The organism is Lentilactobacillus kefiri, assembly GCF_009739535.1.
Lineage (GTDB): Bacteria > Bacillota > Bacilli > Lactobacillales > Lactobacillaceae > Lentilactobacillus > Lentilactobacillus kefiri.
This window is the reverse complement of record NZ_CP029971.1, coordinates 362880-384189: the sequence shown is the minus strand read 5'-3', so window position 1 is coordinate 384189 and position 21310 is coordinate 362880. Positions and strand designations below refer to the sequence as shown.

24 protein-coding genes and 1 other annotated feature are annotated in these 21310 nt (G+C 41.5%); of the genes, 15 read left to right on the top strand and 9 right to left on the bottom strand.

Annotated features, from left to right (window positions below; translation table 11 throughout):
- Positions 1-92: 92 nt before the first annotated feature.
- The gene (locus DNL43_RS02130; protein ID WP_095345001.1) at positions 93-758 is read right to left on the bottom strand and encodes a GntR family transcriptional regulator; all 666 of its coding nucleotides are present in this window, start codon (positions 756-758) and stop codon (positions 93-95) included.
- A 100-nt stretch (positions 759-858) separates the two neighbouring features.
- Positions 859-1878, bottom strand: a complete 1020-nt coding sequence (locus DNL43_RS02125; protein ID WP_095344992.1) for a sugar kinase — start codon at positions 1876-1878, stop codon at positions 859-861.
- A 179-nt stretch (positions 1879-2057) separates the two neighbouring features.
- Here DNL43_RS02125 and DNL43_RS02120 point away from each other — a divergent pair, with 179 nt between their 5' ends.
- Positions 2058-2357 (top strand): LPXTG cell wall anchor domain-containing protein, encoded by a 300-nt coding sequence (locus tag DNL43_RS02120; protein ID WP_162551348.1) that lies wholly within the window; start codon positions 2058-2060, stop codon positions 2355-2357.
- Between the two features lie 71 nt (positions 2358-2428).
- On the opposite strand, the gene DNL43_RS02115 is transcribed toward DNL43_RS02120, so the two are convergent.
- Both DNL43_RS02115 and DNL43_RS02110 read right to left on the bottom strand, forming a co-directional pair.
- Entirely contained in the window at positions 2429-3172 is a 744-nt protein-coding gene (locus DNL43_RS02115; protein ID WP_095344990.1) for a DUF975 family protein, read from the bottom strand.
- 81 nt (positions 3173-3253) lie between these two features.
- The gene (locus tag DNL43_RS02110) at positions 3254-3727 is read right to left on the bottom strand and encodes a DUF1836 domain-containing protein (RefSeq protein WP_095344989.1); all 474 of its coding nucleotides are present in this window, start codon (positions 3725-3727) and stop codon (positions 3254-3256) included.
- Positions 3728-3860: 133 nt separating this feature from the next.
- Between DNL43_RS02110 and trhA the strand changes: the two genes are divergently transcribed.
- From trhA to DNL43_RS02085, 5 genes are all read left to right on the top strand, one after another.
- Positions 3861-4511, top strand: coding sequence for a PAQR family membrane homeostasis protein TrhA (gene trhA / locus DNL43_RS02105; protein ID WP_095344988.1), 651 nt, complete (start codon positions 3861-3863; stop codon positions 4509-4511).
- A gap of 280 nt (positions 4512-4791) precedes the next feature.
- Positions 4792-5499 (top strand): CPBP family intramembrane glutamic endopeptidase, encoded by a 708-nt coding sequence (locus DNL43_RS02100; RefSeq protein ID WP_095344987.1) that lies wholly within the window; start codon positions 4792-4794, stop codon positions 5497-5499.
- 74 nt (positions 5500-5573) lie between these two features.
- Positions 5574-5827, top strand: a binding site (T-box leader).
- A gap of 92 nt (positions 5828-5919) precedes the next feature.
- The gene (gene hisD / locus DNL43_RS02095; protein WP_095344986.1) at positions 5920-7200 is read left to right on the top strand and encodes a histidinol dehydrogenase; all 1281 of its coding nucleotides are present in this window, start codon (positions 5920-5922) and stop codon (positions 7198-7200) included.
- 228 nt (positions 7201-7428) lie between these two features.
- On the top strand, positions 7429-7866 hold the full coding sequence (locus DNL43_RS02090) for a hypothetical protein (RefSeq protein WP_095344985.1): 438 nt from the start codon (positions 7429-7431) through the stop codon (positions 7864-7866).
- A gap of 102 nt (positions 7867-7968) precedes the next feature.
- Positions 7969-8484 carry a hypothetical protein gene (locus DNL43_RS02085; RefSeq protein ID WP_095344984.1) on the top strand — a complete coding sequence of 172 codons (516 nt, stop codon included), beginning with the start codon at positions 7969-7971 and terminating at the stop codon, positions 8482-8484.
- 319 nt (positions 8485-8803) lie between these two features.
- Here the strand turns inward: DNL43_RS02085 and DNL43_RS02080 are convergent, their stop codons facing one another.
- Positions 8804-9010 carry a DUF6440 family protein gene (locus DNL43_RS02080; protein ID WP_095344983.1) on the bottom strand — a complete coding sequence of 69 codons (207 nt, stop codon included), beginning with the start codon at positions 9008-9010 and terminating at the stop codon, positions 8804-8806.
- 321 nt (positions 9011-9331) lie between these two features.
- Here DNL43_RS02080 and DNL43_RS02075 point away from each other — a divergent pair, with 321 nt between their 5' ends.
- Complete coding sequence (locus DNL43_RS02075) at positions 9332-10036, top strand: MIP/aquaporin family protein (protein WP_095344982.1); 705 nt, start codon at positions 9332-9334, stop codon at positions 10034-10036.
- Between the two features lie 26 nt (positions 10037-10062).
- Positions 10063-10773 (top strand): DUF975 family protein, encoded by a 711-nt coding sequence (locus DNL43_RS02070; RefSeq protein ID WP_095344981.1) that lies wholly within the window; start codon positions 10063-10065, stop codon positions 10771-10773.
- 44 nt (positions 10774-10817) lie between these two features.
- Here DNL43_RS02070 and DNL43_RS02065 read toward each other — a convergent pair whose 3' ends face one another.
- Positions 10818-11948 (bottom strand): trans-sulfuration enzyme family protein, encoded by a 1131-nt coding sequence (locus DNL43_RS02065; protein WP_095347911.1) that lies wholly within the window; start codon positions 11946-11948, stop codon positions 10818-10820.
- 602 nt (positions 11949-12550) lie between these two features.
- Here DNL43_RS02065 and DNL43_RS02060 point away from each other — a divergent pair.
- A complete protein-coding gene (locus DNL43_RS02060; RefSeq protein WP_095345094.1) occupies positions 12551-13720 on the top strand; it encodes an iron-containing alcohol dehydrogenase in 1170 nt (389 codons plus the stop codon).
- Between the two features lie 88 nt (positions 13721-13808).
- Here DNL43_RS02060 and DNL43_RS02055 read toward each other — a convergent pair whose 3' ends face one another.
- Positions 13809-14795 (bottom strand): IS30 family transposase, encoded by a 987-nt coding sequence (locus DNL43_RS02055; RefSeq protein ID WP_109249238.1) that lies wholly within the window; start codon positions 14793-14795, stop codon positions 13809-13811.
- Between the two features lie 237 nt (positions 14796-15032).
- Between DNL43_RS02055 and DNL43_RS02050 the strand changes: the two genes are divergently transcribed.
- The 3 genes from DNL43_RS02050 (at position 15033) to DNL43_RS02040 (ending at position 17501) form a co-directional block, all read left to right on the top strand.
- Entirely contained in the window at positions 15033-15542 is a 510-nt protein-coding gene (locus DNL43_RS02050; protein ID WP_225364709.1) for a hypothetical protein, read from the top strand.
- 96 nt (positions 15543-15638) lie between these two features.
- The gene (rfbB, locus tag DNL43_RS02045) at positions 15639-16622 is read left to right on the top strand and encodes a dTDP-glucose 4,6-dehydratase (protein WP_109249176.1); all 984 of its coding nucleotides are present in this window, start codon (positions 15639-15641) and stop codon (positions 16620-16622) included.
- Positions 16623-16634: 12 nt separating this feature from the next.
- Complete coding sequence (locus DNL43_RS02040) at positions 16635-17501, top strand: NAD(P)-dependent oxidoreductase (RefSeq protein ID WP_056983275.1); 867 nt, start codon at positions 16635-16637, stop codon at positions 17499-17501.
- Positions 17502-17539: 38 nt separating this feature from the next.
- On the opposite strand, the gene DNL43_RS02035 is transcribed toward DNL43_RS02040, so the two are convergent.
- Positions 17540-17737, bottom strand: coding sequence for a hypothetical protein (locus DNL43_RS02035; RefSeq protein WP_056983277.1), 198 nt, complete (start codon positions 17735-17737; stop codon positions 17540-17542).
- Between the two features lie 117 nt (positions 17738-17854).
- On the opposite strand from DNL43_RS02035, the gene DNL43_RS02030 reads away from it, so the two are divergent.
- Positions 17855-18289, top strand: coding sequence for a MerR family transcriptional regulator (locus DNL43_RS02030; protein WP_056983279.1), 435 nt, complete (start codon positions 17855-17857; stop codon positions 18287-18289).
- 99 nt (positions 18290-18388) lie between these two features.
- Here the strand turns inward: DNL43_RS02030 and DNL43_RS02025 are convergent, their stop codons facing one another.
- Positions 18389-18598 carry a hypothetical protein gene (locus DNL43_RS02025; RefSeq protein ID WP_054769861.1) on the bottom strand — a complete coding sequence of 70 codons (210 nt, stop codon included), beginning with the start codon at positions 18596-18598 and terminating at the stop codon, positions 18389-18391.
- Between the two features lie 236 nt (positions 18599-18834).
- Between DNL43_RS02025 and DNL43_RS02020 the strand changes: the two genes are divergently transcribed.
- Both DNL43_RS02020 and tyrS read left to right on the top strand, forming a co-directional pair.
- Positions 18835-19488, top strand: a complete 654-nt coding sequence (locus DNL43_RS02020; protein WP_056983281.1) for a snapalysin family zinc-dependent metalloprotease — start codon at positions 18835-18837, stop codon at positions 19486-19488.
- Between the two features lie 311 nt (positions 19489-19799).
- The gene (gene tyrS, locus DNL43_RS02015) at positions 19800-21056 is read left to right on the top strand and encodes a tyrosine--tRNA ligase (RefSeq protein ID WP_056983283.1); all 1257 of its coding nucleotides are present in this window, start codon (positions 19800-19802) and stop codon (positions 21054-21056) included.
- Positions 21057-21310 lie beyond the last annotated feature (254 nt).

Here is a 21310-nt window from a genome sequence, read left to right as displayed (position 1 = left end):
TCCTATAAAAAGTGTAACATTCAAAGTTTATGAACTTGGCCTTTTTAACAGAATTGTAAAAGAACTGTGGTATCGGAGTCATTATGGGGAGGTTATTTAATATTGGTGAAATAGTTCGGAAATTTATCTAAGACCGACTGCTGCTCACTTAGCATTAAATTCAGGTGGCTGTAAACAAGTTCACGGACCTTCTTGGCATCATGATCGGCGAACGCCTTGATAATTTCAGCATGTTCGTTTGTGAGTCTATTCATCGGCAGATTTGTATCATAAACCCGCAGCAGCCTGTAACGGTTGAGATCGGTACTGAAGCTTAACAGCCATTGCCAAATGTTTTCTTTATCGGCAAATTGATAAATTTTTTCGTGAAATTCGTTGTCAGTTTGGAAAAAACGGTGAATCTGGTCTTTTTCTGATGCTGAATCTTGTTGCTGGACAAGCCCTGAAAGCTCATCAATTTGACTGTCAGTCAGCGAACCGCCAATTGATTCGGCAATTTGTGATTCAAGTATTTGACGGGCATACCTGGCATCCAGAGATTTTTTAAGATCAATTTGGGTAACATAGGTTCCACTTTGAGGAAGTGAGTAAAGCATGTCGTCTCTCCGCAATCTGAGCATGGCCTCACGGACAGGGGTTCGACTGACACCAATTTCGTCTTCAAACTGTTTATCGGAAACTTGTTCACCCGGATATAAATCCAAGTTCATTATTTTGGAATAAATTGCGTTGTAAGCTTTATCTTGTAAACTCTCCATGTGCCATCTCATCTTCCTTTGTCGCGATAATTTCAATACTTGCACAATCGTATCACATTTTTTGGCTTTCAGAAGCAGAAGTGAAGCCGGTAAATTAAGGTTATCTGTTGATCCCATTATTGGGACTCACCATGGCAGCTTTGATTTCCTCGTCGGTAGATAAATTGAAATCTCCTGGAATTGTTAGTTTCAAAATGGCAGCAGCAAGGGCGTAATCAACTTGAAATTGGGGATTGAATTCATTAAGAATCCCATGAACAATTCCGGCCCCGAAGGCATCTCCGGCGGCAACTTCAGGAACCACGTCAACTTTATATTTGCCGCTTTCATAAAAGCTGTCGTGAGTGAGCATCACTGCCATCCATGAACTCTTTTGAACGGACTTGATATTCCGAAGCACACTGGCGATCAATTGAATATTTGGATAGGATTCAGCAAGCTTTTTCATGGCCGATTTAAATGACTCTTTTTGGTCGATCGCCTGTTTGTCATGGACACTAAAAGCGTTGATACCAAAGGCATTTTCCATATCTTCGTCATGGACGAGGCAGATATCCACGAATGGTAAGAGGCGGCGGTTGAACGTCGTCGCTTCTGACGCGGACCATAATTTACCACGGAAGTTGGCGTCGTACAAAACGTGAATTTGATGTTGCCGACAATACGTTACGGCTGAAAGTAAAATGCTTTGCAGCTCGGACGACAGGGCAGGGGTAATCCCGGAGATATAGAAATAATCGGTGCTTTTAAGCAGTGTCGGCCAATCATAATCGGTTGGCTGTGACGATATGAAAGCACTGTGATCCCGATCGTAAATGACATTGCTGGGCCGAATTCCGGATCCTGGCTGGAAAAAATAGATCCCCAGGCGACTTCCGCCGTACACAATCTGATTGGTGTTCACGCCAAATCCTCGTAATTTTTGAACTGCAGAAATGCCCAAGTCGTTTTTGGGCAGTCTGGTTATGTAAGATACTTGATCACCCAACAGGCCAAGCGATACGGCAACGTTAGCTTCTGCCCCACCGTAATTTGCGTTGAATAAGTCAGTTTGAATCAGTTTCTTTGAACCTGGAATTGTTAAACGGAGCATAATTTCACCAAATGTGGTCACCTGCATAATATGAATCTCCAATCGTTATCACTGTACTTGTATAATACCATATTCAGAATCCGACAAATTGAAGTCAAAGTTGTTGCATTTTCTGGTGATATTTAGTCTAATAAGAGTGTAGAAATGTATTATGGATTCCATAACTAATACAACATGTCATAATGATCCATGGGGAGGAATATGTTATGCTGCGCAACGTGATGAACGGCAAGCAACATTTCAAGATGGACAGGTCAGAAAGTCGTTGGTTGGTTTCTTGGATGATGGTTGTCGGAGCTGGCATTGGGCTGATGAGTGCGCCAATGGTGACCAGTGCTTCGTCGATTGAAAGCAAAGTGGCTCAAGCTGCAATCTCCCTGTCGGTTAATCAAAGATTGCCGCAGACAGGGGACTTTCAAACGATCCAGGCAATCATCATTGGCACAATTCTTTTGGCGATTACAGCATTATTTGCGGCTCTCATTGTTAAGAAAAAGAAAGATTAGTAAGGGAATAATAAAAAGCCCGAAATCCTAATAAAGGATTTCGGGCTTTCAATTATTGACGATTGATTCAATTATTGATTATTCTCAGAATCGTTGTTTGAAGATGCTTGATTGATATTATCAGCTGCAGATAATGTCTGAGCATTTTGTTCATCAACTAATTCACGATAGAAGTTTGCGAAGCTTAATGACATATATGGTTGAACCCAAATTGCAGCAATTCCCAAGGTGACTAACACCAGTAAGCCCCAGCCAATAAAGCTCAAAGACATTACAAAGTATTCCCATTTGTGGCCATCCATCAATTTACGGCTGCGGGTAATGGCATCCAGGTAACTAATCTTTTCGCCATGGTCAACTGCATCACGATAGATATAATATGATTGTGAATAAGCGAGTGACTTAATAATTCCGGGGATGATTAAAAGGAGCATCCATAGGAAGATGAAGATCGCCTGAATGATATAAATGATAATTGCCCCGAGAAAATAATCCACATTGTCAAAAATCGTCATGGACTTTGAAAATGGTTTTTCGTACGTTAACTTCTGGCGCATTGCATCAATACAGATGAATGCAACTCCAATTGTAATCAGGGCACTCAGAATGCTGACGACTGTTCCAAAAGTCTGTTGGCCGGTCCAAACCGGGGTTGCGGCTGTTGCATTTAATTCAACACTGTAATCCGTTTTTGGTGCGCTCATATAGCCTGCGATGAATTCAAGAATAAATACTGGTAAAAATAGCAAAAAGAAGAACTTAAAATGAGCATTCAACAAGCTCTTTGCGTCTAATTTCAATGCTTTTCTATTCATAATATCTCAACTCCTGTTCCAGATTATCTTAACAACTTAATTATAAGGCACTTTGAATATTTCCCTTAGTAAAAAGCCTTTTTATGCGTTCTTGCTGTTTTGAATTAAATCATCAACCACCAGCTTATATAGAAGCGATTTGATTGCCATCGACTGGTATTGCTTGGCAGATAAATTGTCAATATCGACATCGGTCAGTTCCTGGTTGAACAGGTCAATAAACTGATCGTAGGCTTTTTCAGCGGAGTCTAATTTAAGGGCAATCTTCATTGCCTGGTTGATCGTATCCAAAGATAGAATCGGCTTTAGAAGGCTGACAACCAGAATCTTTGCCAAATGAATGCGCGAATAGCGTTTCTTGGTTGGCCGGTCGACAATTCCTTTTTTGACATAACTATTGATCATTGATTTTGTAATATCCGTGTGAGTAATCGGTGCCAGGTACTGATTAACTTCATCGATGACTTGATCCATGTACAGGTCTAAATTTGGTAAATCATTAAAGTGCGGCATTGTCATGCCGGCTAGTTTCTTTGTGAAATTCTCTTTTGCCATAATATTCCCCCAACAATTAAATACTAGTATTATTACATAAGGCAACCAAAAAATAAAGTATCTAGATATTGAGTCTACGTCATCTTGACATCTAAAACGTTATATCTTATTATGGTGCTAAGGAGGCATCGTGATGAATGAATCAAGTGTGAAAGTTCAGCGCCAACAAATTGTCTATGAAGTTCTAAACGCCGTCACCCATGGTGTTTCGTTTGTCGTTGCCATCGTATTATCGACGATGCTCATCAACAAGGCGTTGCACCATGGCTTGTCAAATACCGCCGTTGTCAGTCTGATTATTTATAGTATAACGGTGCTTTCGTTGTATCTGGCATCCACTCTGCTGCATTGCTTTGTCTTTACCAGGGCAAAGCGGATCTTTCAAATATTGGATCATAGTAATATTTTCCTTTTGATTGCCGGAACATACACGCCATACTGTATTATTTTCGTCCATAACTGGGCGGGAAATCTCCTTTTAGCGAGTGTCTGGTTTCTGGCCGTGGCCGGAATTGTGAGTCACGTTGTCTTTCATGGCCGTTTTCAAAAAACTGAAACAACCATTTATGTCGTCATGGGTTGGCTGTGTGTCTTTCTTGGCAAAGAATTGTACGCCAATTTAAGTACCAGCGGCTTTTGGCTGTTGGTTGCAGGCGGGCTGACGTTTACCATCGGGGCACTCATTTACAGTATTCCAAGGGTGCCTGGGATGCATCTCATTTGGCATTTCTTCGTGATGGGCGGGACCTTAACGATGTTTCTTTCAATTTATTTCAATATTTAATGAAAGGCCGGGACAAAAGTTTATGATTTTGCCGCAACCTTCTTTTTTTCATAAGGTTATATTATTTTGCTGAAACGTGGAACAATCGGCTGATCCCGGCCATTTAAGAGCATCAATCAATCATTCCAAAACCGGGAATAATCGATTGATACTCTTAAATTCTGGGATCAAAACGCCTCTTGTTCCACTCTTTTTTAATTTCAGTGGCATTTGGTTAGGTGAAATCAACTGGGTATGATACTGTATTCATAAACATTTTTTGAGAGGAGTCATTTGCAGGATGGTTAATGATAGAAATAATCAAATCAGTCCGATTAAAACGGTGATCGCCGTTTTATTGCCACTGTTTGAACTTGGTTTGGGGTCATTCTTCATTGAAAGGGTGCCCGGCCAGGTACTGAAAGCAACGGTCTCCAGCGGTTTTTCACTGATTGCGTTTTTGATTGCCATTTATTTATTTAAGGATCTTTTGGTATCTGAGTGGCATGGTTACCGGAAACATATTTGGCGGAATCTGGGCCTTTCACTGATCGGCACAATTCTTTGCTTTGTTATCTTATCAGGGGTTCGAATGCTCATGTCGTCGATGAATTTGGCAGCTCCGGCAAACGGCGTGGATGTCTTGAGTATCCAAACTATCCAAACCCAGGCAGTTGGGTTATACGCAACTATTCCGGTATTGCTGGCACCATGGACTGAAGAGCTTGTCTTCCGCCACGCCATCTTCTATCAATTCAAGTCAAAAGGGAAACTCATCTTCTGGACTTTGTTTATCGTCCAGGCGGTCCTATTTGGTTTGGTTCACTGGTTCAACTTTAACGGGCACGTTATTCAGACAATTCCTTATATGGCTGTCGGAGCCTGGTTTGGCCTGATCTATGTGTGGGGTAAAAATATTTGGTTTAACATTTTTTCACACTTCTTCTTTGATGTGATCACACCATTGGCCGCTTTGGCGTTGATCGTCGTGACATTGATTACCCAGTAAATTGAAATTTGTCTTGACTTATTTTTCTTTGGTGGTAAATTACAAGTATCATCAAATTAAAAATTAATAATAAACATGAAGTTACGATTAGAAAAGTAATTGTTTGTTTCACATAAAGAGAGCCCCGTTGGTGAGAAGGGGAAGTGGGCAGCGATGAAAACACATCTATGAACTGGATGATTGAATCAAGTAGGTTATCCCGCTAGTGAGCGTTACCACGGCTACTGTAACTGTTCTCCCAATGGGACGACTAGTTGCGAGCAGCGTAAGGTCGTTTCTGTAAGGAAACGATAAACGTGAGGTGGAACCGCGAATGCTCGTCCTCAGATATTGCATAAGCAATGTCTGAGGACTTTTTTTATTTCATGGATTTCTAATTGTCATCGAGTGTTTTGTCATCAGAAATGGAGAGTGGCGTGTATGCAAATTATTGAAGAACCCTTGGATCAGTTATTAAAACAGGTTGCGATTAGGACGAATGCAGTTGCCAACCGGGAAGCTGTTGAACAATCAGTTAGAGAAATTATTTCAAATGTGATTAAAGACGGTGATCAGGCCGTTAAAATGTACGAAAAAAAGTTTGATAATGTTGACTTGGACAACTTGAAAGTCACTCAATCAGCAATTGACGATGCTTATGAGCAGACTGATGATAAAGTAATTCAGGCATTAAAGATGGCCAAAGCCAACATTACGTCGTTTCACAAAATGGAAGTCGAAGACAGCTTCATTGACGCGAAGAAAAAAGGTGTTATCCGTGGTGAAAAGATTGCCCCATTGGCAGCCGTTGGCTTATATGTTCCAGGCGGGACAGCGGCCTATCCCTCTTCAATTTTGATGAATGTGATTCCAGCCAAGATTGCTGGCGTCCAACGGATTGTGATGGTGACGCCCCCGCAAAAGGACGGCTTGAATAAAGCCGTCCTGGCCGCCGCCAAGATTGCCGGTGTTGATGAAATCTATATGGTCGGTGGAGCACAAGCCATCGCTAGCTTGGCATATGGGACTGAAACCATTCCGCGGGTTGATAAGATTACTGGTCCGGGAAACGTGTTTGTTGCCACCGCGAAAAAACAGGTCTTTGGTCAAGTTGATATTGATATGATTGCCGGTCCTTCAGAAATCGGTGTGATTGCCGGATCCCAGGCGGTTCCGAGTCAAGTGGCAGCCGACTTGCTGTCACAGGCTGAACATGATAAGTTGGCCCGACCAATTCTGGTGACCGATGACCGTCAGTTGGCGGATGCCGTCAGTGATGAAATGGATCGCCAAGTGGCATTATTACCACGAAAAGAAATTGCCAAGGCAGCCATGGAAAATGAAGGCTTTATTGCAGTCGTGGAAAATATTGACGATGCATTTACATTAATGAATGCTGTGGCTCCGGAACATTTGGAAGTTCAGTTACCGGATGCAATTGAGTATCTTAACCAAATTAAGAATGCCGGATCCGTCTTTCTTGGCTTTTCCGCATCAGAACCACTGGGTGATTACCTTGCAGGTCCTAATCACATTTTGCCAACTGGTGGGACGGCCCGCTTCTTTTCACCACTTGGGGTTCAGGATTTTGTTAAACGCACCCAGTTTGTTTCCTATACCAGAGAGGCTTTGAAGCTGGAAAAAGATGCGATTACGACCCTTGCGAGAGTTGAAGGATTAGAAGCTCATGCTCGAGCTGTTGAAAGCCGATTTGATGACTGATTGAAGGAAAAGCTTGTAGTCTGTTCGTAATATTGTTTACAAAAGGGGTTAATATACGATGTCTTTAGCCCAAATTCGAAAATGAGAAAATTCCTAATCATGCACTATGAAGCCTTTGACAGAACGTTTGTGTCAGAGGCTTTTTCTGTAAAGTAACTGTAGTCGGATAGAAAAGTAATCGATACCCCATTGATGATATACTTTTAATAACAAACGGGAGGCGTAATAATGAAAAAATTTAAACTCTTCATGTTCGCGCTGGCAGTTATTTTCGGAATTCAGTTAGCAGCTCTTCCAACCAACGCTAGTGCCAGCACATCAACAACAACGACGCCCAAGGCTTTGCGGGGGACCTGGTTTGAATATCGCGGCCAAGGCAAATTTAATATCATTAAGATAACCAAACACAGCTTTACAACCAATGGAAAAACCTACTCCCCATCACGAAAAGGGGATCGGAAGCTCCAAGTTTCCAAGTGGGGTTCATGGTACCTGTTTAATAAATCCAAGTCAGCCAAAAAAGATCTTGGCCAATATAAGACAACCAAAAAGCTGATTCATGGTTCATACAAAAAAGTATTGGTTAAATATCACGGAATTGGGAGCTATCATGTATTCCCAAGTCACAAGTATCAACACAAATATTCGTACAAAGTTTTGAACTAACTTTAGTGATAACTCCTTAAAGCAGTTTGTTGGGATTGAAATGCCTAATCACTTATAATGAAGGCAGATATTCGAACACAAATTGCGTAGGGAGGCCTCATTATGAAAAAGTTACTTACGACAGCTTGTCTGCTGTTTGTTTTACCGCTCAGCTTGTTTGGATGTTCGAACAATTCAAGTACTTCGAATCATTCAAATAACAGCAGTTCCAGCAGCACAAAGACTGCTCAGTCAAATTCGGCTAGTAAATCCGAATCGCCAGCCAGTTCTTCATCATCAACGACTTCAAATGCAAAACGGGCTTTAAAAGTTCGTTATGAAAAAGCCAACTTTACGACGTCACTGGATCATGAATACCGTGAAGAGCATCTTTACAAGTATGTTCCGGGAACGGTGGATCACAATACCATTTATAGTTGGGATGGCTTGAATGTTTCAGCCAACACAAAGGTTCACGTTGACAAGAAAGCAATTGCGACCTTTAAAGATGAAGACGATAACGAGAATGAACACGAAAGCTTTTATCGGATTAAGTTAGGGAGTCATCAGTCCAGTCAACAGTATTGGGTAGGCGATGACGTCTTGCAAAATGATCATGAAGATGACTATGACGACTAGTCAATCAAAGAGCTTGCATTTCATTTTGATTGGTTGTATTCTGTGAACAATCAAAAAAGGAGGTGATGCTTTTTGAATAGCGGAATATTTCTTAAGGCATCAGCTGTGGAGAACGAATTAAAATAGTTGATGCATTTAAGAAAAGGGACTCGCAAATCATGTGCGGGTCCTTTTTTGTTGGGATAAATGTCCTTTAGATGCTTGAGAAAAGCTCAAAAAGCATTTGGAAGCTTTCAAACATATGGACATTCAACCATCAAAAAACGGCCAGTGTGAACAAAATTGTTCATGACTGGCCGTTCTTTGATTTTTTTGTCTTTTACTTGATGTCTTCATTCAATAGAGGCTTGCCATCTTTATCAACTAACACGGTGACTCCGCCACCTGTTGACACACCGCCACCACCGATGCTCAAATACTGAACACCGGTTTCGGTATCCGTGATGATGCTTACCAGATTCCCTGAATCGGTTCCTTCCAGTTTTGTGGATATAAATCGTTTCTTGGGCTTTTTGCTTCCAAACATGACCGATTCTCCTTTCTAATGAATCATTAATTGCCTTATTTTACCAAATTGCCGGATTTTTAAAAAGAAGCCGTTTGAATAATGAGGGCCTACCCGGTGGCCAATTTTGAAACATCTGTCGTTCTTTAAAGAAAAATCTGGAAATTCAGGGTAAATACCTGTAGTATAAAAAAATGTGTTTTTCATGAATAAGCAGCGGTTTACGCAATTGTTTCTCTGGGACTTGTGCTGGGGCTGAATGATTTAATTAAGAAAGGGCTTTCATCTGGTGCAAGTTGCTTGTAAAATGTGAGTAACTATAAAGAAATGGTGGGTGGAATTATGAATGGATTTGTTGGGGAATTATTTGGAACCTATGTATTGATTGTATTGGGAACGGGTGCCTGTGCCGGCGCCAATCTCAAGCAGACCTATGCCAAAGGGGCCAATTGGACATTCATCAGTGTCGCCTGGGGGATGGCGGTCACGATGGGGGTTTACGTTGCTTCATCACTGGGATCGTTAGGGCATCTGAATCCGGCGGTCACAATTCCGTACGCAATCTTTGGTCTGTTTCCTTGGAACCAGGTGTTGCCGTATTTATTGGGCCAATTTCTTGGCGCATTCTTGGGAGCGGCAACGATCATGGTCATCTTTTATCCGCACTTCAAAACAACTGATCCAGCCAATGGCAATACAGTCGGAATCTTTGCAACTCGGCCGGCAATTTATTCACCGGTTTCAAATTATTTGTCAGAAGTGGTGGCAACCTTTGTATTTGTCTTTGCACTACTGAATTTGGGTGATTTTAGCCAAGGCCTTAAGCCATTGGTGGTTGGATTGTTAATTATGGTCGTTGGTCTTGGCGTTGGGACAACTACCGGGTTTGCGCTGAATCCTGCCCGTGACTGGGGACCCAGATTTGCTTATTCGATTATTCCAGTGCCTAACCGTGGCAGTGGTGAGTGGTATTATTCCTGGGTACCGATGTTTGGACCACTTACCGGCGGGGTCGTTGCGGCAGCACTCCAAGTTATGGTTAAATAGAAGTTATTAACAATTTGGAGGTATTTATGGATCGCGTAGGATTAAAGTTAGAGTCAAAGCGAATTATTTCAGGCCATTTTCGTTTCTTTATTATGTTATTTCTTCCAGCTATTTTGATTCAGTTTGGTTATTCAATTGCTTATTCAATGAGTTCGGTACGTGATAGTGATCTCGATCGGGCAGTTAATCAAATTCTGCAGGGCAACGTCCAATTTGGCAATAATGAGATGCTCAATTTGGTGGGAATTTCCACCTTTATTTCAATTATCTCAAGTTTGCTTTTATCAGGGATGATGTTTGTCTGCATCGATATCATTAGAAACAAAGTGAAATTTGAAGAGCCGGTGACCAAATCATTTACGATTTTGAATAATGGCCAGTACTTTATGGGTGCCATTATGATTGGCATTATAACGACCGTTTTCACGATGTTGTGGTCGGTGTTGTTCATTATTCCCGGAATTATCAAAAGTTTCTCGTATTCCCAGGCACTCAACATTTATCGTGATTCCGTTGATGCTGGAAAGCCGATCGGTTACCTGCAGGCGATTACCGAGAGTCGTCAAATGATGAATGGCTATAAAATGAACTATTTTGTCATGGAGCTGAGCTTCATTGGCTGGTACATTTTAAATTCGTTTACTTTTGGGATTTTGATGCTGTGGCTGCAGCCGTATTATCAGTTATCCTTTGCCAACTTTTACGTTAAGGTGTCACAATTGAAGAATGAAAAATAAAAAGTCGAGACAATTGTCTCGGCTTTTTTGATTGCATCTTTTAATTAATCGCCCAACGCTTGGGTCAGATCATTTGCCAAATCTTTTGGATTTTCAAGTCCAGTCGATAGGCGCAGCAGTTCATCCGTAATGCCTAATTTCAAGCGGTCTTCTTTTGCCATGTCACTGTGGGTCTGCAGTGACGGAATTGTCAGCAGACTTTCAACACCACCCAGACTTTCGGCGAATGAGATGATCTTCAAGTGTTTAAATAAACGATCAACCTGATCCATATTCTGGACATAGAAGCTGATCATGCCGCCAACGCCAGGATAGAGTACTTTTGTGACTTGGGGGAGTTTTTCCAAACACGCTGCGACATATTTGGCGTTGCTGGTGTGACGGGCCATTCGAACGGACAAGGTTTTCAGTCTTCGCAACAGTAACCAGGAATCAAAGGGATCCAGAGTGACGCCGGTGGTATTGAAATTAAATTCCAACTCGTCAGCAATTTTCTCTGATTTGGCAATCACACAACCTGCCAGCATATCATTATGGCCGGACAGATACTTGGTGGCACTGTGGACAACGACATCGGCACCTTCACGCAGCGGCTGTTGATAGACCGGCGTCAAAAAGGTGTTATCAACGCAAACCAAGGCATCTTTGTTTGCCCCGTGAATAATATCGGCAACCTTTTGAATATCAATAATTTTCATCGTTGGGTTGGAAGGTGTTTCAAGCCAAACTGCCTTGGTCTTTGGTGTCACCAGGTCACCCAGTTTCTCGTAATCTTTGCCATTCCATTTATGAAACTTAATGTTGTAATGCTCGGAGAGATAGTCAAAGTATCGAAACGACCCGCCGTAGAGATCATCAGATGTAATAATCTCATCGCCGGATTTGAATAGCGAGAATACCAACTGAATGGCTGCCATTCCTGAACTGACCGCAAAGGCGTTTGCCCCGCCTTCGAGTTTGGCGAGTGTCTTTTGAAGCACATTTCTTGTGGGGGTTGATAATCGGGAATATGAAAACTGCTTATGCGGATCAAAGGTTTCAACATCCTCCAAGTCACGGTGCCTAAAATTAGAGGTTAAATAAATGGGGGTTGAAACTGAATGATACTGATCGTTGTTATACCGGTTTCCTGCTTGTGCGAGTAATGTATCGATATCGATTAACTTTCCTGACATACTATCGTTCTCCTTTAATTAATTAAATAAAAAAAGCCTTCACCCTGAACAATGCTTTTAACATTATTCAGGGTGAAGGCTTCTCCACGTTACTACCTGGCTTCACTGGAATTTCACAGTCCCAGTCTCAATAAGTACACTATATTAACGCTATAGGATACTTGGCAAAGTAACGCTTGCTGACGCTGAATTGGCCAGTCGACCGCATCGGAGTTCAGAGATCATCTTCACGTCTTTAACCGGTCTTCTTTCACCATTCGAAGCTCTCTTTATCCGTTTAAAAACGCTACTCTTCTCATCAACACTTAAGTAAATTAAAATTTATATCATTGTAGAATAGATTTTGAAAAAGGTCAATGCCATCAGCAGAAAAGATGGTTTATCAATTCACAATCTCCCGCGCTGTCTATACCCATACTGCAAGAACGGTTTTGGCCACATCAATTGTTTGATGCACAGATACCTTTACCTATAGAGTGTATGCCGGTTAAGAATCGCTCAAAACAACATGTAATTATTTGTTGAGTCTATTTACATAAATTTCACAAGGTGTTACCATGAAAGCGGTTTTAGAATTAAACATTCTGTAGGAGGAAGAACTCATGAAAGAAAATTTTGATTTTTTGATGCCAAGTGTCAACTTCTTTGGTAAAGGGGTTATCAAGAAGATTGGTGATCGTGCCAAGATGTTGAACATGAAGAAGCCACTGATCGTGACTGATAAGTTTCTTCGGGGAATGGACAACGGACCAGTTGCCCAAACGCTGGGATCTTTGGATGCCGCAGGAATTTCTTACGTCATCTTTGACGGCGTTGAACCAAACCCTAAGATTCGAAATATCAAAGCAGCTAAAAAAGTTTATTTGGATAATGACTGTGACAGTATCATCACTGTTGGTGGCGGTTCGTCACATGATTGTGGAAAAGGAACCGGAATTATTTTAACCAACGGTGATGATATTACCAAGTTGGCCGGAATTGAAACTCTTGAGAATCCACTTCCTCCATTGATGGCTGTTAACACCACTGCCGGAACTGCTTCTGAATTGACCCGTCATTGTGTTATCACCAACGAAGAGACTAAATTGAAATTTGTTGTTGTGTCATGGCGTAACATTCCACTGGTTTCATTCAACGATCCAATGCTTGAGTTGGATGTTCCGGCATCATTGACTGCGGCTACAGGGATGGACACATTTGTTCAGTCGATTGAGCCATATGTTTCAACCAACCGTAACGAAATTACCGACGGTCAATGTATTGAAGCAATTAAATTATGTGAGGAAAGTCTCCGTGAGGCAGTTGCCAATGGTCATAACCTTGAAGCTCGAACCAAGATGGTTGAAGCGGAAATGTTAGGCGGCATGGCATTTAACAATGCTGACTTGGGATACGTTCATGCCATGGCTCACCAATTGGGTGGTCAATATGATGCCCCACATGGTGTCTGCTGTGCAATGCTGCTGCCAATCGTTGAAGAGTATAACCTGGTAGCCTGCCCAGAAAGATTTGCCGAATTGGCCAAAGCCATGGGTGAAAATACCGACGGCCTTTCAACCAGAGATGCTGCTGAATTATCAATTAAAGCAATGCGTCAAATGGCCGACGATGTTCACATTCCACGCAGTATCAAGGCAATTGGTGCCAAGCCGGAAGACTTTGAATTGATGGCAGAAAATGCCTTGAAAGACGGCAATGCCTTCTCCAACCCACGTAAGGGTACCAAAGAAGAAATTGTTCAATTATTCCAAAAGGCATATGACATGAAGTAATACCTGACAGATCCTAATGATTTTGAAAAAGGCAACCAGTGACGATTTGGTTCGTCATCGGTTACTTTTTGTTTTATAGGGCGAATTGTCAAACTAAGTGCAACGGTTTGTCAAAAAATACTTCATATGGGGTTTCATAGTTTAACACTTTGCGAGGACGTTGATTTAACTGCTTTTGGCAGTGTTCAACGTCCTGTTCTGTATAATTATCAATATCTGTTCGCTTGGGAAAATATTCCCGGATTAATCCATTTGTATTCTCATTTGTTCCACGCTGTTCAGGCGAATATGGATCGGGCCAATAGACAGTAACACCTAACCTTTCGCTGATTTCATCAAGATGAAGAAATTCGGTCCCATGATCTGGTGTAATAGAATGAACAAATTCTTTAGGAATGTCCCCTAACAGTTCAACTAAGCCTTTATTTATCTCCTGCGAGTCCTTTTGCACAACCTTTTTGATAAGCGTAAGCCGACTAAGCCGATCGACAACCGTTAAAAGGATGGAGTGACCCGTTCGACCAATCACAGTATCAATTTCCCAGTCACCTATACGTTGACGCTGGTTGATAAAACCAGGGCGCTCATGGATCGAGATATAGTCGGTCTGTACTTCTCGATGTCGTCTAGTATTCTTTGAATGCCGAGTCCGATGTTTATGTCTGAGATGGCGCTGAATACCGGTATCACCACGTGAGGAGTACTTCTCACCTAAATTGTGTTGATAGATATGACGGTAAATTGTGTTGTAGCTAACACACCATTGATGTTCCTTATTAAAGCGAGCGGTAATCTGCTCTGGTGACCAGTGCAGATCTAAGATGTAATGAACAATTTGACGACGTAATTGTGGATGGCTGTCTAATAGTCGCTTCTTGTGACAATTCTGCCGCTTTTGATGATAGTCATTATCTGCTTTGCTTGGGGAATAATTACCTGCACAACGTTTTAACTCCCGTGAAATAGTGCTTGGATTTCGCCCCAGCCGTAACGCAACAGCCCGGATAGATAACCCCTTAGCTCGTAAAAACATAAGTATTTCACGTTCTTTTATAGTAAGATGTTTATAGCTCATACCGGATACCTCGAATTGTTTGATTTGGTCGTTAAACAGATTCTACCCGGTATGGGTTTATTTTTTTACTTTGTGTTGCATTTCAATTGTAAATTCGCCAGAAAATAAAAAGTTCGAAAACCTTCCGAGAAAATTCACACTTTCTTCACAACTTGGGCCACATATTCAGATATGATTATGATGTAAATAAGAGATACCAACAGGACACGAATGAAGAACCAATATTGGAGGGTGTTTATGATGAAAAAAGTTGACCTGGCAAATGCCGGATTACTAATGCTGATTCCGTTGACGATGATTGGCTTTTCCGCCAGCATTCATGCTCATAACAGCGATATTTCGACAACAAAAGCTGCTGAAGTTAATAAAATTGGGGAAACCATCGATACTGAATATTCTGGAAATACGGAACTTAACCAAGGAAAAATGCGACCACTTTATTTCCAAGCATCACGGGTTTTCAGCGTTAAGTATCGAACGGTTAATTTTAAAACGGTTTTGGATGAAGATTATAAAGAAGAAAAGTTATATCGTTACGTTCCAGGTGCTAAGAAAAACAATCGGACCTATAGCTGGAAAAAGATTAAGGCCCATACCGGCAAGAAAGTGTATGTTGATAAAAAAGCCAAAGCATACTACCGCGATGATGATGGTGAACGGGAAAGTGAAGACTTTTACCGGATTCGCGTATCAGCAAAGAAGACCGCCAATCGTTACTGGATCAATGAAGATGCAATTGATGATTAAAATGAGGTTGATGGCAAATAAAATTTGCCGTCGGCCTCATTTTTTTATGAGATATGGTAAATTATAGGTATTAAATCAGTTCTTGGGAGGTGCGCTTTGAACATTCTGGTCACAGGTGGTGCCGGCTTTATTGGCGCCAATTTCATTCATTATTTACTTGAAAACTATCCGGAAGATCGAATCGTCAACTTTGATAAGCTGACCTATGCAGGAAATTTGGCCAATTTAGCCGATGTCGAGGGAAATTCTCAGTATTATTTCGTGAAGGGTGACATCGCCGACCAGTCGGCGGTCGATTCAGTCTTTTCAGCATGGCAAATTGAGGCAGTGGTGAATTTTGCGGCAGAGTCACACGTTGACCGATCAATTTTAAACCCGAATGTCTTTATTTGCAGTAATTATGTCGGCGTCAGTACCTTACTGAATGCCGTTAAGCGTTTTTGGGTTCATAAGTTTGTCCAAATTTCAACGGATGAAGTCTATGGCAGTACGCCGTCCGGCAATCTATTTACTGAAACGACGCCTTTAAATCCAAGTTCACCGTATTCGGCAACCAAGGCTGGAGCCGATTTGTTAGCGTTGTCGTATTTTAAAACTTATGGATTAAATGTTTCCATTACCCGATCCGCCAACAATTATGGTCCGCTGCAATTTCCTGAAAAATTAATTCCTTTAATAGTCACAAATGGTCTTTTGGGGAAGTCGCTGCCAGTCTATGGTGACGGCAAGAATGTCCGTGATTGGTTGAATGTTGCCGATAATTGCCGGGCGATCAACGCCGTCTTACGGCGGGGAAAAGCTGGTCAGATTTATAATATTGCCGCCCATAACTACGTTGAGAATATTCAAATTGTTAAAAAGATTGTTGAACGTTTAAAAGTCGATGATTCCAAGATTTCTTATGTAACTGATAGACCGGCAAATGATCAGCTTTATGCGATTGATGATTCAAAAATTCACCATGACCTGGGGTGGCAGCCGGAAATTGATTTTGATGAAGGAATTAACCAAACCATCGACTGGTACGTGAATCATGAGCAGTGGTGGCGGCCACTGCTGTCAGGTGTTAGAAACAGATAATGGGGTGAGATAATGACGATTGGTTTTATTGGAACGGGTGTCATGGGTACCGGAACGGTTTTGAATTTGCTGAAGGCCGGGTTTGACGTCACGGTCTACAACCGCACAAAAGCCCACGCCCAAAAGACAATTGAAGCTGGGGCTAAATGGCAGGCGTCACCGGCTGCGGTTACCAAAGTCAGTGACGTGGTTATTACAATTGTCGGCTTTCCAACTGATGTGAAGGAAGTTTATTTTGGTAAACACGGCATTTTTGAGACTGCCACAGCTGGCCAAACGTTAATCGATATGACGACCAGTTCTCCCAAATTGGCTGAACAGATTGCCAAAGAAGGCAAAGCGAAAAATATTGGCGTCTTGGATGCACCGGTTTCCGGCGGTGATGTTGGAGCGGCTAAAGGGACACTGACCATTATGGTTGGTGGTCAGCCGGATACATTTGAAAAAGTTAAGCCGGTGTTAGCGGCTATGGGAACGGCGATCACCCGCTTTGGGGATGCCGGCCAGGGCCAAAATGCCAAGATGGCGAATCAGATTATGGTTGCCGGAACGATGACCGGGATGATCGAATCGCTGACATATGCGAAAAAAGCCGGTCTTGATTTGAACCAAATGATTGAGACAATCAATGGCGGGGCAGCTGCCAACTGGAGCATGACGAACTACGGCCCAAGAATTTTGAAAGGTGATTTTAAGCCGGGATTTGCGGTCAAACACTTTCTAAAAGATTTACGAATCGCGTTGGGTTCTGCGGATGAAATGGGCGTTGATCTGCCTGCCACCAAAGTTGCCAAAGATTTATACGAAAAGATGACCGATCAACTTCATCTTGGAGATTTAGGGACTCAAGGACTGCTGAAGGTTTATGATCCAAAATAAAAGTGTAAAAAAATAAAGCTGTGGAAGAATCCACAACTTTATTTTTTCGCATTTTTGCGACGCTCATTAGCGGCAATGAAGTTACTGACAACTGATATCAGTAAAAAGATTGATGCCAGAATTAACAGGCCGATTTTAACGTCACTTGGGAAGCCTGATTTTTGAATGAAGAATGCAAGGGCGATTGAAATGATTAATGACACGTCCGCCACGATTAATTTTGGAGAAAATCCCATGTTGTTCACACCTTTCAAAAAGCATTATAACAAATAATGACTTCAATTTTGAAGAGACTTTGTCTGGTAGGCCAAAATTGATATAATGAAGGTATAAACAAAGGTAAGGTGGAAATAATGGCAGAACTGAGCGGCAATGACGCGTTTATCGATACGGACAAACTGATTTTTGGAATTGGTCAGGTACAGCAGATTACCGGGGTTTCTGGCAGACAGCTGCGCTACTGGGAAGAGCAGGGGTACATCCAATCACTCAATCAGAAAAAAGGTGCCGCTAGAGAATACTCGCTGCACACACTGTTCTTTATTTTTCACGTGACGCGTTTCTTGGACGATGGGTTCACGCTTCAATCTGCTGTTGATAAAGCCAAACAATTTGACCGCCAGCTGCCGGTTCTTCGACAGTTCTTACGTGAACAGCTCCATGGCGTCGATTTTCAGGATGATCGAAGCATCCTCGATTTCGGATACGTTGATTCGTCTCATACTCAACGCATTTACGGAATTGTTAAAAATGGCGAGACTTCATTTGAAATTAAAAATGTTGAATAGATGACAAGAGGTCGAAGCAAAAGTAAAATTTTGCTTCGACCTCTTTAATTTTGTGGGTTGGTTGAAATAATTGAATCTATTCTTGATTGTTTACCAAACTTATTTTGTTTCGTCATCGAACTTCTTGTACAATCCGATGATGGTCTTATCCTTTAATTCAACCGGCTTACCGTCTAAAGTGACTTCAACAATTTTGTAATAGTCTTCCAAATCTGGAATTTCCAGTCGTTGATTGGCCACAAACGCAGCAGCTGATGGATATTCGATGGATTCGGTTCCACCACCATTTTCATATTTGATTTTTAACATGGACGACACTTTCTTTCTATATAGAGTCAGAATCATTTATCTATACAACTTAATTTTAGTTTGATTTTGTTGAAATACAACTAACTGCCTTTGTGAAATTTGTGTGAAGAATGTTTGCCTTTTTTGAGACTTCAGATTTGTGACGGGAATTACTGCCATGATATATTAGTAGTGGGGAATGGTGATCCATTAAATAAATATGATTGAAGTGACGACGTTTAATTAGGGGGAATTAAATGTTAAGAGCTAAGCATCTTTTTGTTCTTGTGTTAACAACGTTGATCGTCATGATCGGATTTGGTGCGATGGGCAGTCAGTCTATTTCAGCTCAGACCGTTAAGTTTAACAGCGCTATGCACACCAGCAAAAATTTGACTTACAACGGAACCATCAAGTATTACGTCAAATCAGACGCCAAAAAATATTCATCTGACATTTCTTACGCGACCAAGAAGTGGAACAAAGCACTCGGTAAAAAAGTGTTTAAGCAGACAAAATCCATGAGCCATTCCCGATTAGTTTTTACCGGGACCAGCAAACTTGGTCGAAGTTATGCGGGGGTAGCAGAAATTAACAGTGGGGTTATTGCCCTGAATACATCTTGGATGAACCGGTATAATCAGCAAAAGCGTCGCGCCGTGGTTATCCACGAATTGGGTCACACACTCGGGACGAAAGATTTGTATGTTTATCCAAACGCACAACTGCGTGGGATGTTTAAAAAGCAAACAATTATGGGTGGTAACTATTCCACAACAATAAAAAGTTTTGATTCCAAGCTTGCAAAGTGGACGCTGAGACATACCAGAACCATGTCTCAAAATGAGTTTCACCATTACCGTGCCAATACTGGGCTTTATTATCAACAGATGCTTCACGGCCGGATTTAATTTTCAACGAGATGTCATTGACAACGGAATGTTCAACCACTATGATTAACTTATATTTTATGGATGTTGAGACAGTCAAGTAGTTGGCCATTACGTGAATCCAGAAACTCAGCGGCGATGTGAGCTGAGCGGATGGCCGATGAATTTACAGCTGTTGAGTCCTTACTTAAGCTTGACGGATCATCTCGTTACCGATGAATTGAGTGGTTGTTGGATTTATCCAGCAAGAACTTGGGTGGTAACGCGGAAAAACTTTCGTCCCTGGCAATTAATTTTGCCGGGGACGTTTTTATTTTAGGAGGAAATATTGCATGAACATTTTAGATGAGTTGAAGTGGCGTGGCGCAATCAATCAAGAAACTGATCATGATGGATTGAATGATTTGGTAAACAAAAAGTCTGTCGGAATCTATGTTGGAATTGATCCAACTGGTGACAGTATGCATATTGGTCATTTGATTCCATTTATGATTTTGAAACGATTCCAGTTGGCAGGACACCATCCGGTTATTGTTATCGGTGGTGGGACCGGCTCAATCGGTGACCCAAGTGGTAAGAAGTCTGAACGGGTTTTGCAGACAATGGATCAAGTTCGTCACAATCAGGATGCTTTGACTGCTCAAATGGAAAAGCTGTTTGGTCAAGACGGCAAATTTGAAATTGTGAATAACTACAATTGGCTTTCAAAATTATCCCTTTTGGATTTCTTGAGAGACTACGGAAAATTATTTAACGTTAATACGATGTTGAATAAGGAAATTGTTGCCAGCCGTTTGGAAGTCGGAATTTCATTTACCGAATTTACTTACCAAATTTTGCAGTCAATTGATTTCTTACATCTCTATCGTCACAACGATGTTCAGGTTCAATTGGGTGGTGCTGATCAGTGGGGCAATATTACCTCAGGAACTGATTTGATTCACCGAATTGAAGGTCAGGATGCCAAAGTATTTGGCTTGACTATTCCATTGCTGCTTAAGTCTGATGGTACCAAGTTCGGTAAGTCTGAAGGCGGTAATGTTTGGTTGGATCCTGAAAAAACATCTCCATACGAATTCTATCAATTTTGGATTAACCAGGATGATAATGACGTTATCAAATATTTGAAGTACTTCACTTTCTTGTCACAAGATGAGATTGCCGAATTGGCTAAAAAAGTGGAGACTCATCCGGAAAAGCGTGAAGCCCAACGGAAACTTGCTGAAGAAGTAACTGAATTTGTTCATGGTAAAGAGGCTGTTAAGCAGGCAGAACACATTACTGAAGCTTTGTTCTCAGGCAATGTTGCCGATTTGACGACCGCTGAAATTGAGCAGGGATTCAAGAACATGCCTTCTGTTGAAGTTTCTTCAGAACCATTGAACATTGTTCAGTGGCTGGTAGATGCTACCAAGATCGAGAAGTCTCGTCGACAAGCCAGAGAAGATATTACCAATGGAGCCATCAGAATTAATGGTGAAAAGATCCAGGATGTGGATTACGAAATTAATCCCGCCAATAAGTTTGACGGCAAGTTTATCATTGTTCGCCGGGGAAAGAAAAAGTACTTTTTAGCAAGAATTAAATAGAAGCAAAGACAGGTCGAATCCGATCTGTCTTTTTTTAGTTGACAATAGCGCAAAAAGTCGGTATATTATTTAGTGCGGCTTTCGTAAGAATGACTTCTACGACGAGCCACAAATTTAAAAAAATCATTGACACTGATTCAGCGTCATGATAATATTAAATAGTTGTCAAAAGTGATAAATAAGCGCTTACGACAACTCAGTAGACCTTTGAAAACTGAACAAAATTTTCGACAAACAAATGTGCAGGGCGCTTC

Excerpts from the sequence above, each read along its gene's own strand:
- DNL43_RS02075 (WP_095344982.1), top strand. The coding sequence starts at position 9,332 with ATGAATGGATTTGTTGGGGAATTATTTGGAACCTATGTATTGATTGTA.
- DNL43_RS02040 (WP_056983275.1), top strand. The coding sequence starts at position 16,635 with ATGACGATTGGTTTTATTGGAACGGGTGTCATGGGTACCGGAACGGTT.
- DNL43_RS02090 (WP_095344985.1), top strand. The coding sequence starts at position 7,429 with ATGAAAAAATTTAAACTCTTCATGTTCGCGCTGGCAGTTATTTTCGGA.
- DNL43_RS02110 (WP_095344989.1), bottom strand. The coding sequence starts at position 3,727 with ATGGCAAAAGAGAATTTCACAAAGAAACTAGCCGGCATGACAATGCCG.
- DNL43_RS02080 (WP_095344983.1), bottom strand. The coding sequence starts at position 9,010 with ATGTTTGGAAGCAAAAAGCCCAAGAAACGATTTATATCCACAAAACTG.
- DNL43_RS02020 (WP_056983281.1), top strand. The coding sequence starts at position 18,835 with ATGTTAAGAGCTAAGCATCTTTTTGTTCTTGTGTTAACAACGTTGATC.
- DNL43_RS02125 (WP_095344992.1), bottom strand. The coding sequence starts at position 1,878 with ATGCAGGTGACCACATTTGGTGAAATTATGCTCCGTTTAACAATTCCA.
- DNL43_RS02050 (WP_225364709.1), top strand. The coding sequence starts at position 15,033 with ATGATGAAAAAAGTTGACCTGGCAAATGCCGGATTACTAATGCTGATT.
- DNL43_RS02030 (WP_056983279.1), top strand. The coding sequence starts at position 17,855 with ATGGCAGAACTGAGCGGCAATGACGCGTTTATCGATACGGACAAACTG.
- DNL43_RS02035 (WP_056983277.1), bottom strand. The coding sequence starts at position 17,737 with ATGGGATTTTCTCCAAAATTAATCGTGGCGGACGTGTCATTAATCATT.
- DNL43_RS02060 (WP_095345094.1), top strand. The coding sequence starts at position 12,551 with ATGAAAGAAAATTTTGATTTTTTGATGCCAAGTGTCAACTTCTTTGGT.
- DNL43_RS02120 (WP_162551348.1), top strand. The coding sequence starts at position 2,058 with ATGCTGCGCAACGTGATGAACGGCAAGCAACATTTCAAGATGGACAGG.
- DNL43_RS02055 (WP_109249238.1), bottom strand. The coding sequence starts at position 14,795 with ATGAGCTATAAACATCTTACTATAAAAGAACGTGAAATACTTATGTTT.
- tyrS (WP_056983283.1), top strand. The coding sequence starts at position 19,800 with ATGAACATTTTAGATGAGTTGAAGTGGCGTGGCGCAATCAATCAAGAA.
- DNL43_RS02130 (WP_095345001.1), bottom strand. The coding sequence starts at position 758 with ATGGAGAGTTTACAAGATAAAGCTTACAACGCAATTTATTCCAAAATA.
- DNL43_RS02025 (WP_054769861.1), bottom strand. The coding sequence starts at position 18,598 with ATGTTAAAAATCAAATATGAAAATGGTGGTGGAACCGAATCCATCGAA.
- DNL43_RS02065 (WP_095347911.1), bottom strand. The coding sequence starts at position 11,948 with ATGTCAGGAAAGTTAATCGATATCGATACATTACTCGCACAAGCAGGA.
- DNL43_RS02100 (WP_095344987.1), top strand. The coding sequence starts at position 4,792 with ATGGTTAATGATAGAAATAATCAAATCAGTCCGATTAAAACGGTGATC.
- DNL43_RS02115 (WP_095344990.1), bottom strand. The coding sequence starts at position 3,172 with ATGAATAGAAAAGCATTGAAATTAGACGCAAAGAGCTTGTTGAATGCT.
- DNL43_RS02070 (WP_095344981.1), top strand. The coding sequence starts at position 10,063 with ATGGATCGCGTAGGATTAAAGTTAGAGTCAAAGCGAATTATTTCAGGC.
- trhA (WP_095344988.1), top strand. The coding sequence starts at position 3,861 with ATGAATGAATCAAGTGTGAAAGTTCAGCGCCAACAAATTGTCTATGAA.
- hisD (WP_095344986.1), top strand. The coding sequence starts at position 5,920 with ATGCAAATTATTGAAGAACCCTTGGATCAGTTATTAAAACAGGTTGCG.
- DNL43_RS02085 (WP_095344984.1), top strand. The coding sequence starts at position 7,969 with ATGAAAAAGTTACTTACGACAGCTTGTCTGCTGTTTGTTTTACCGCTC.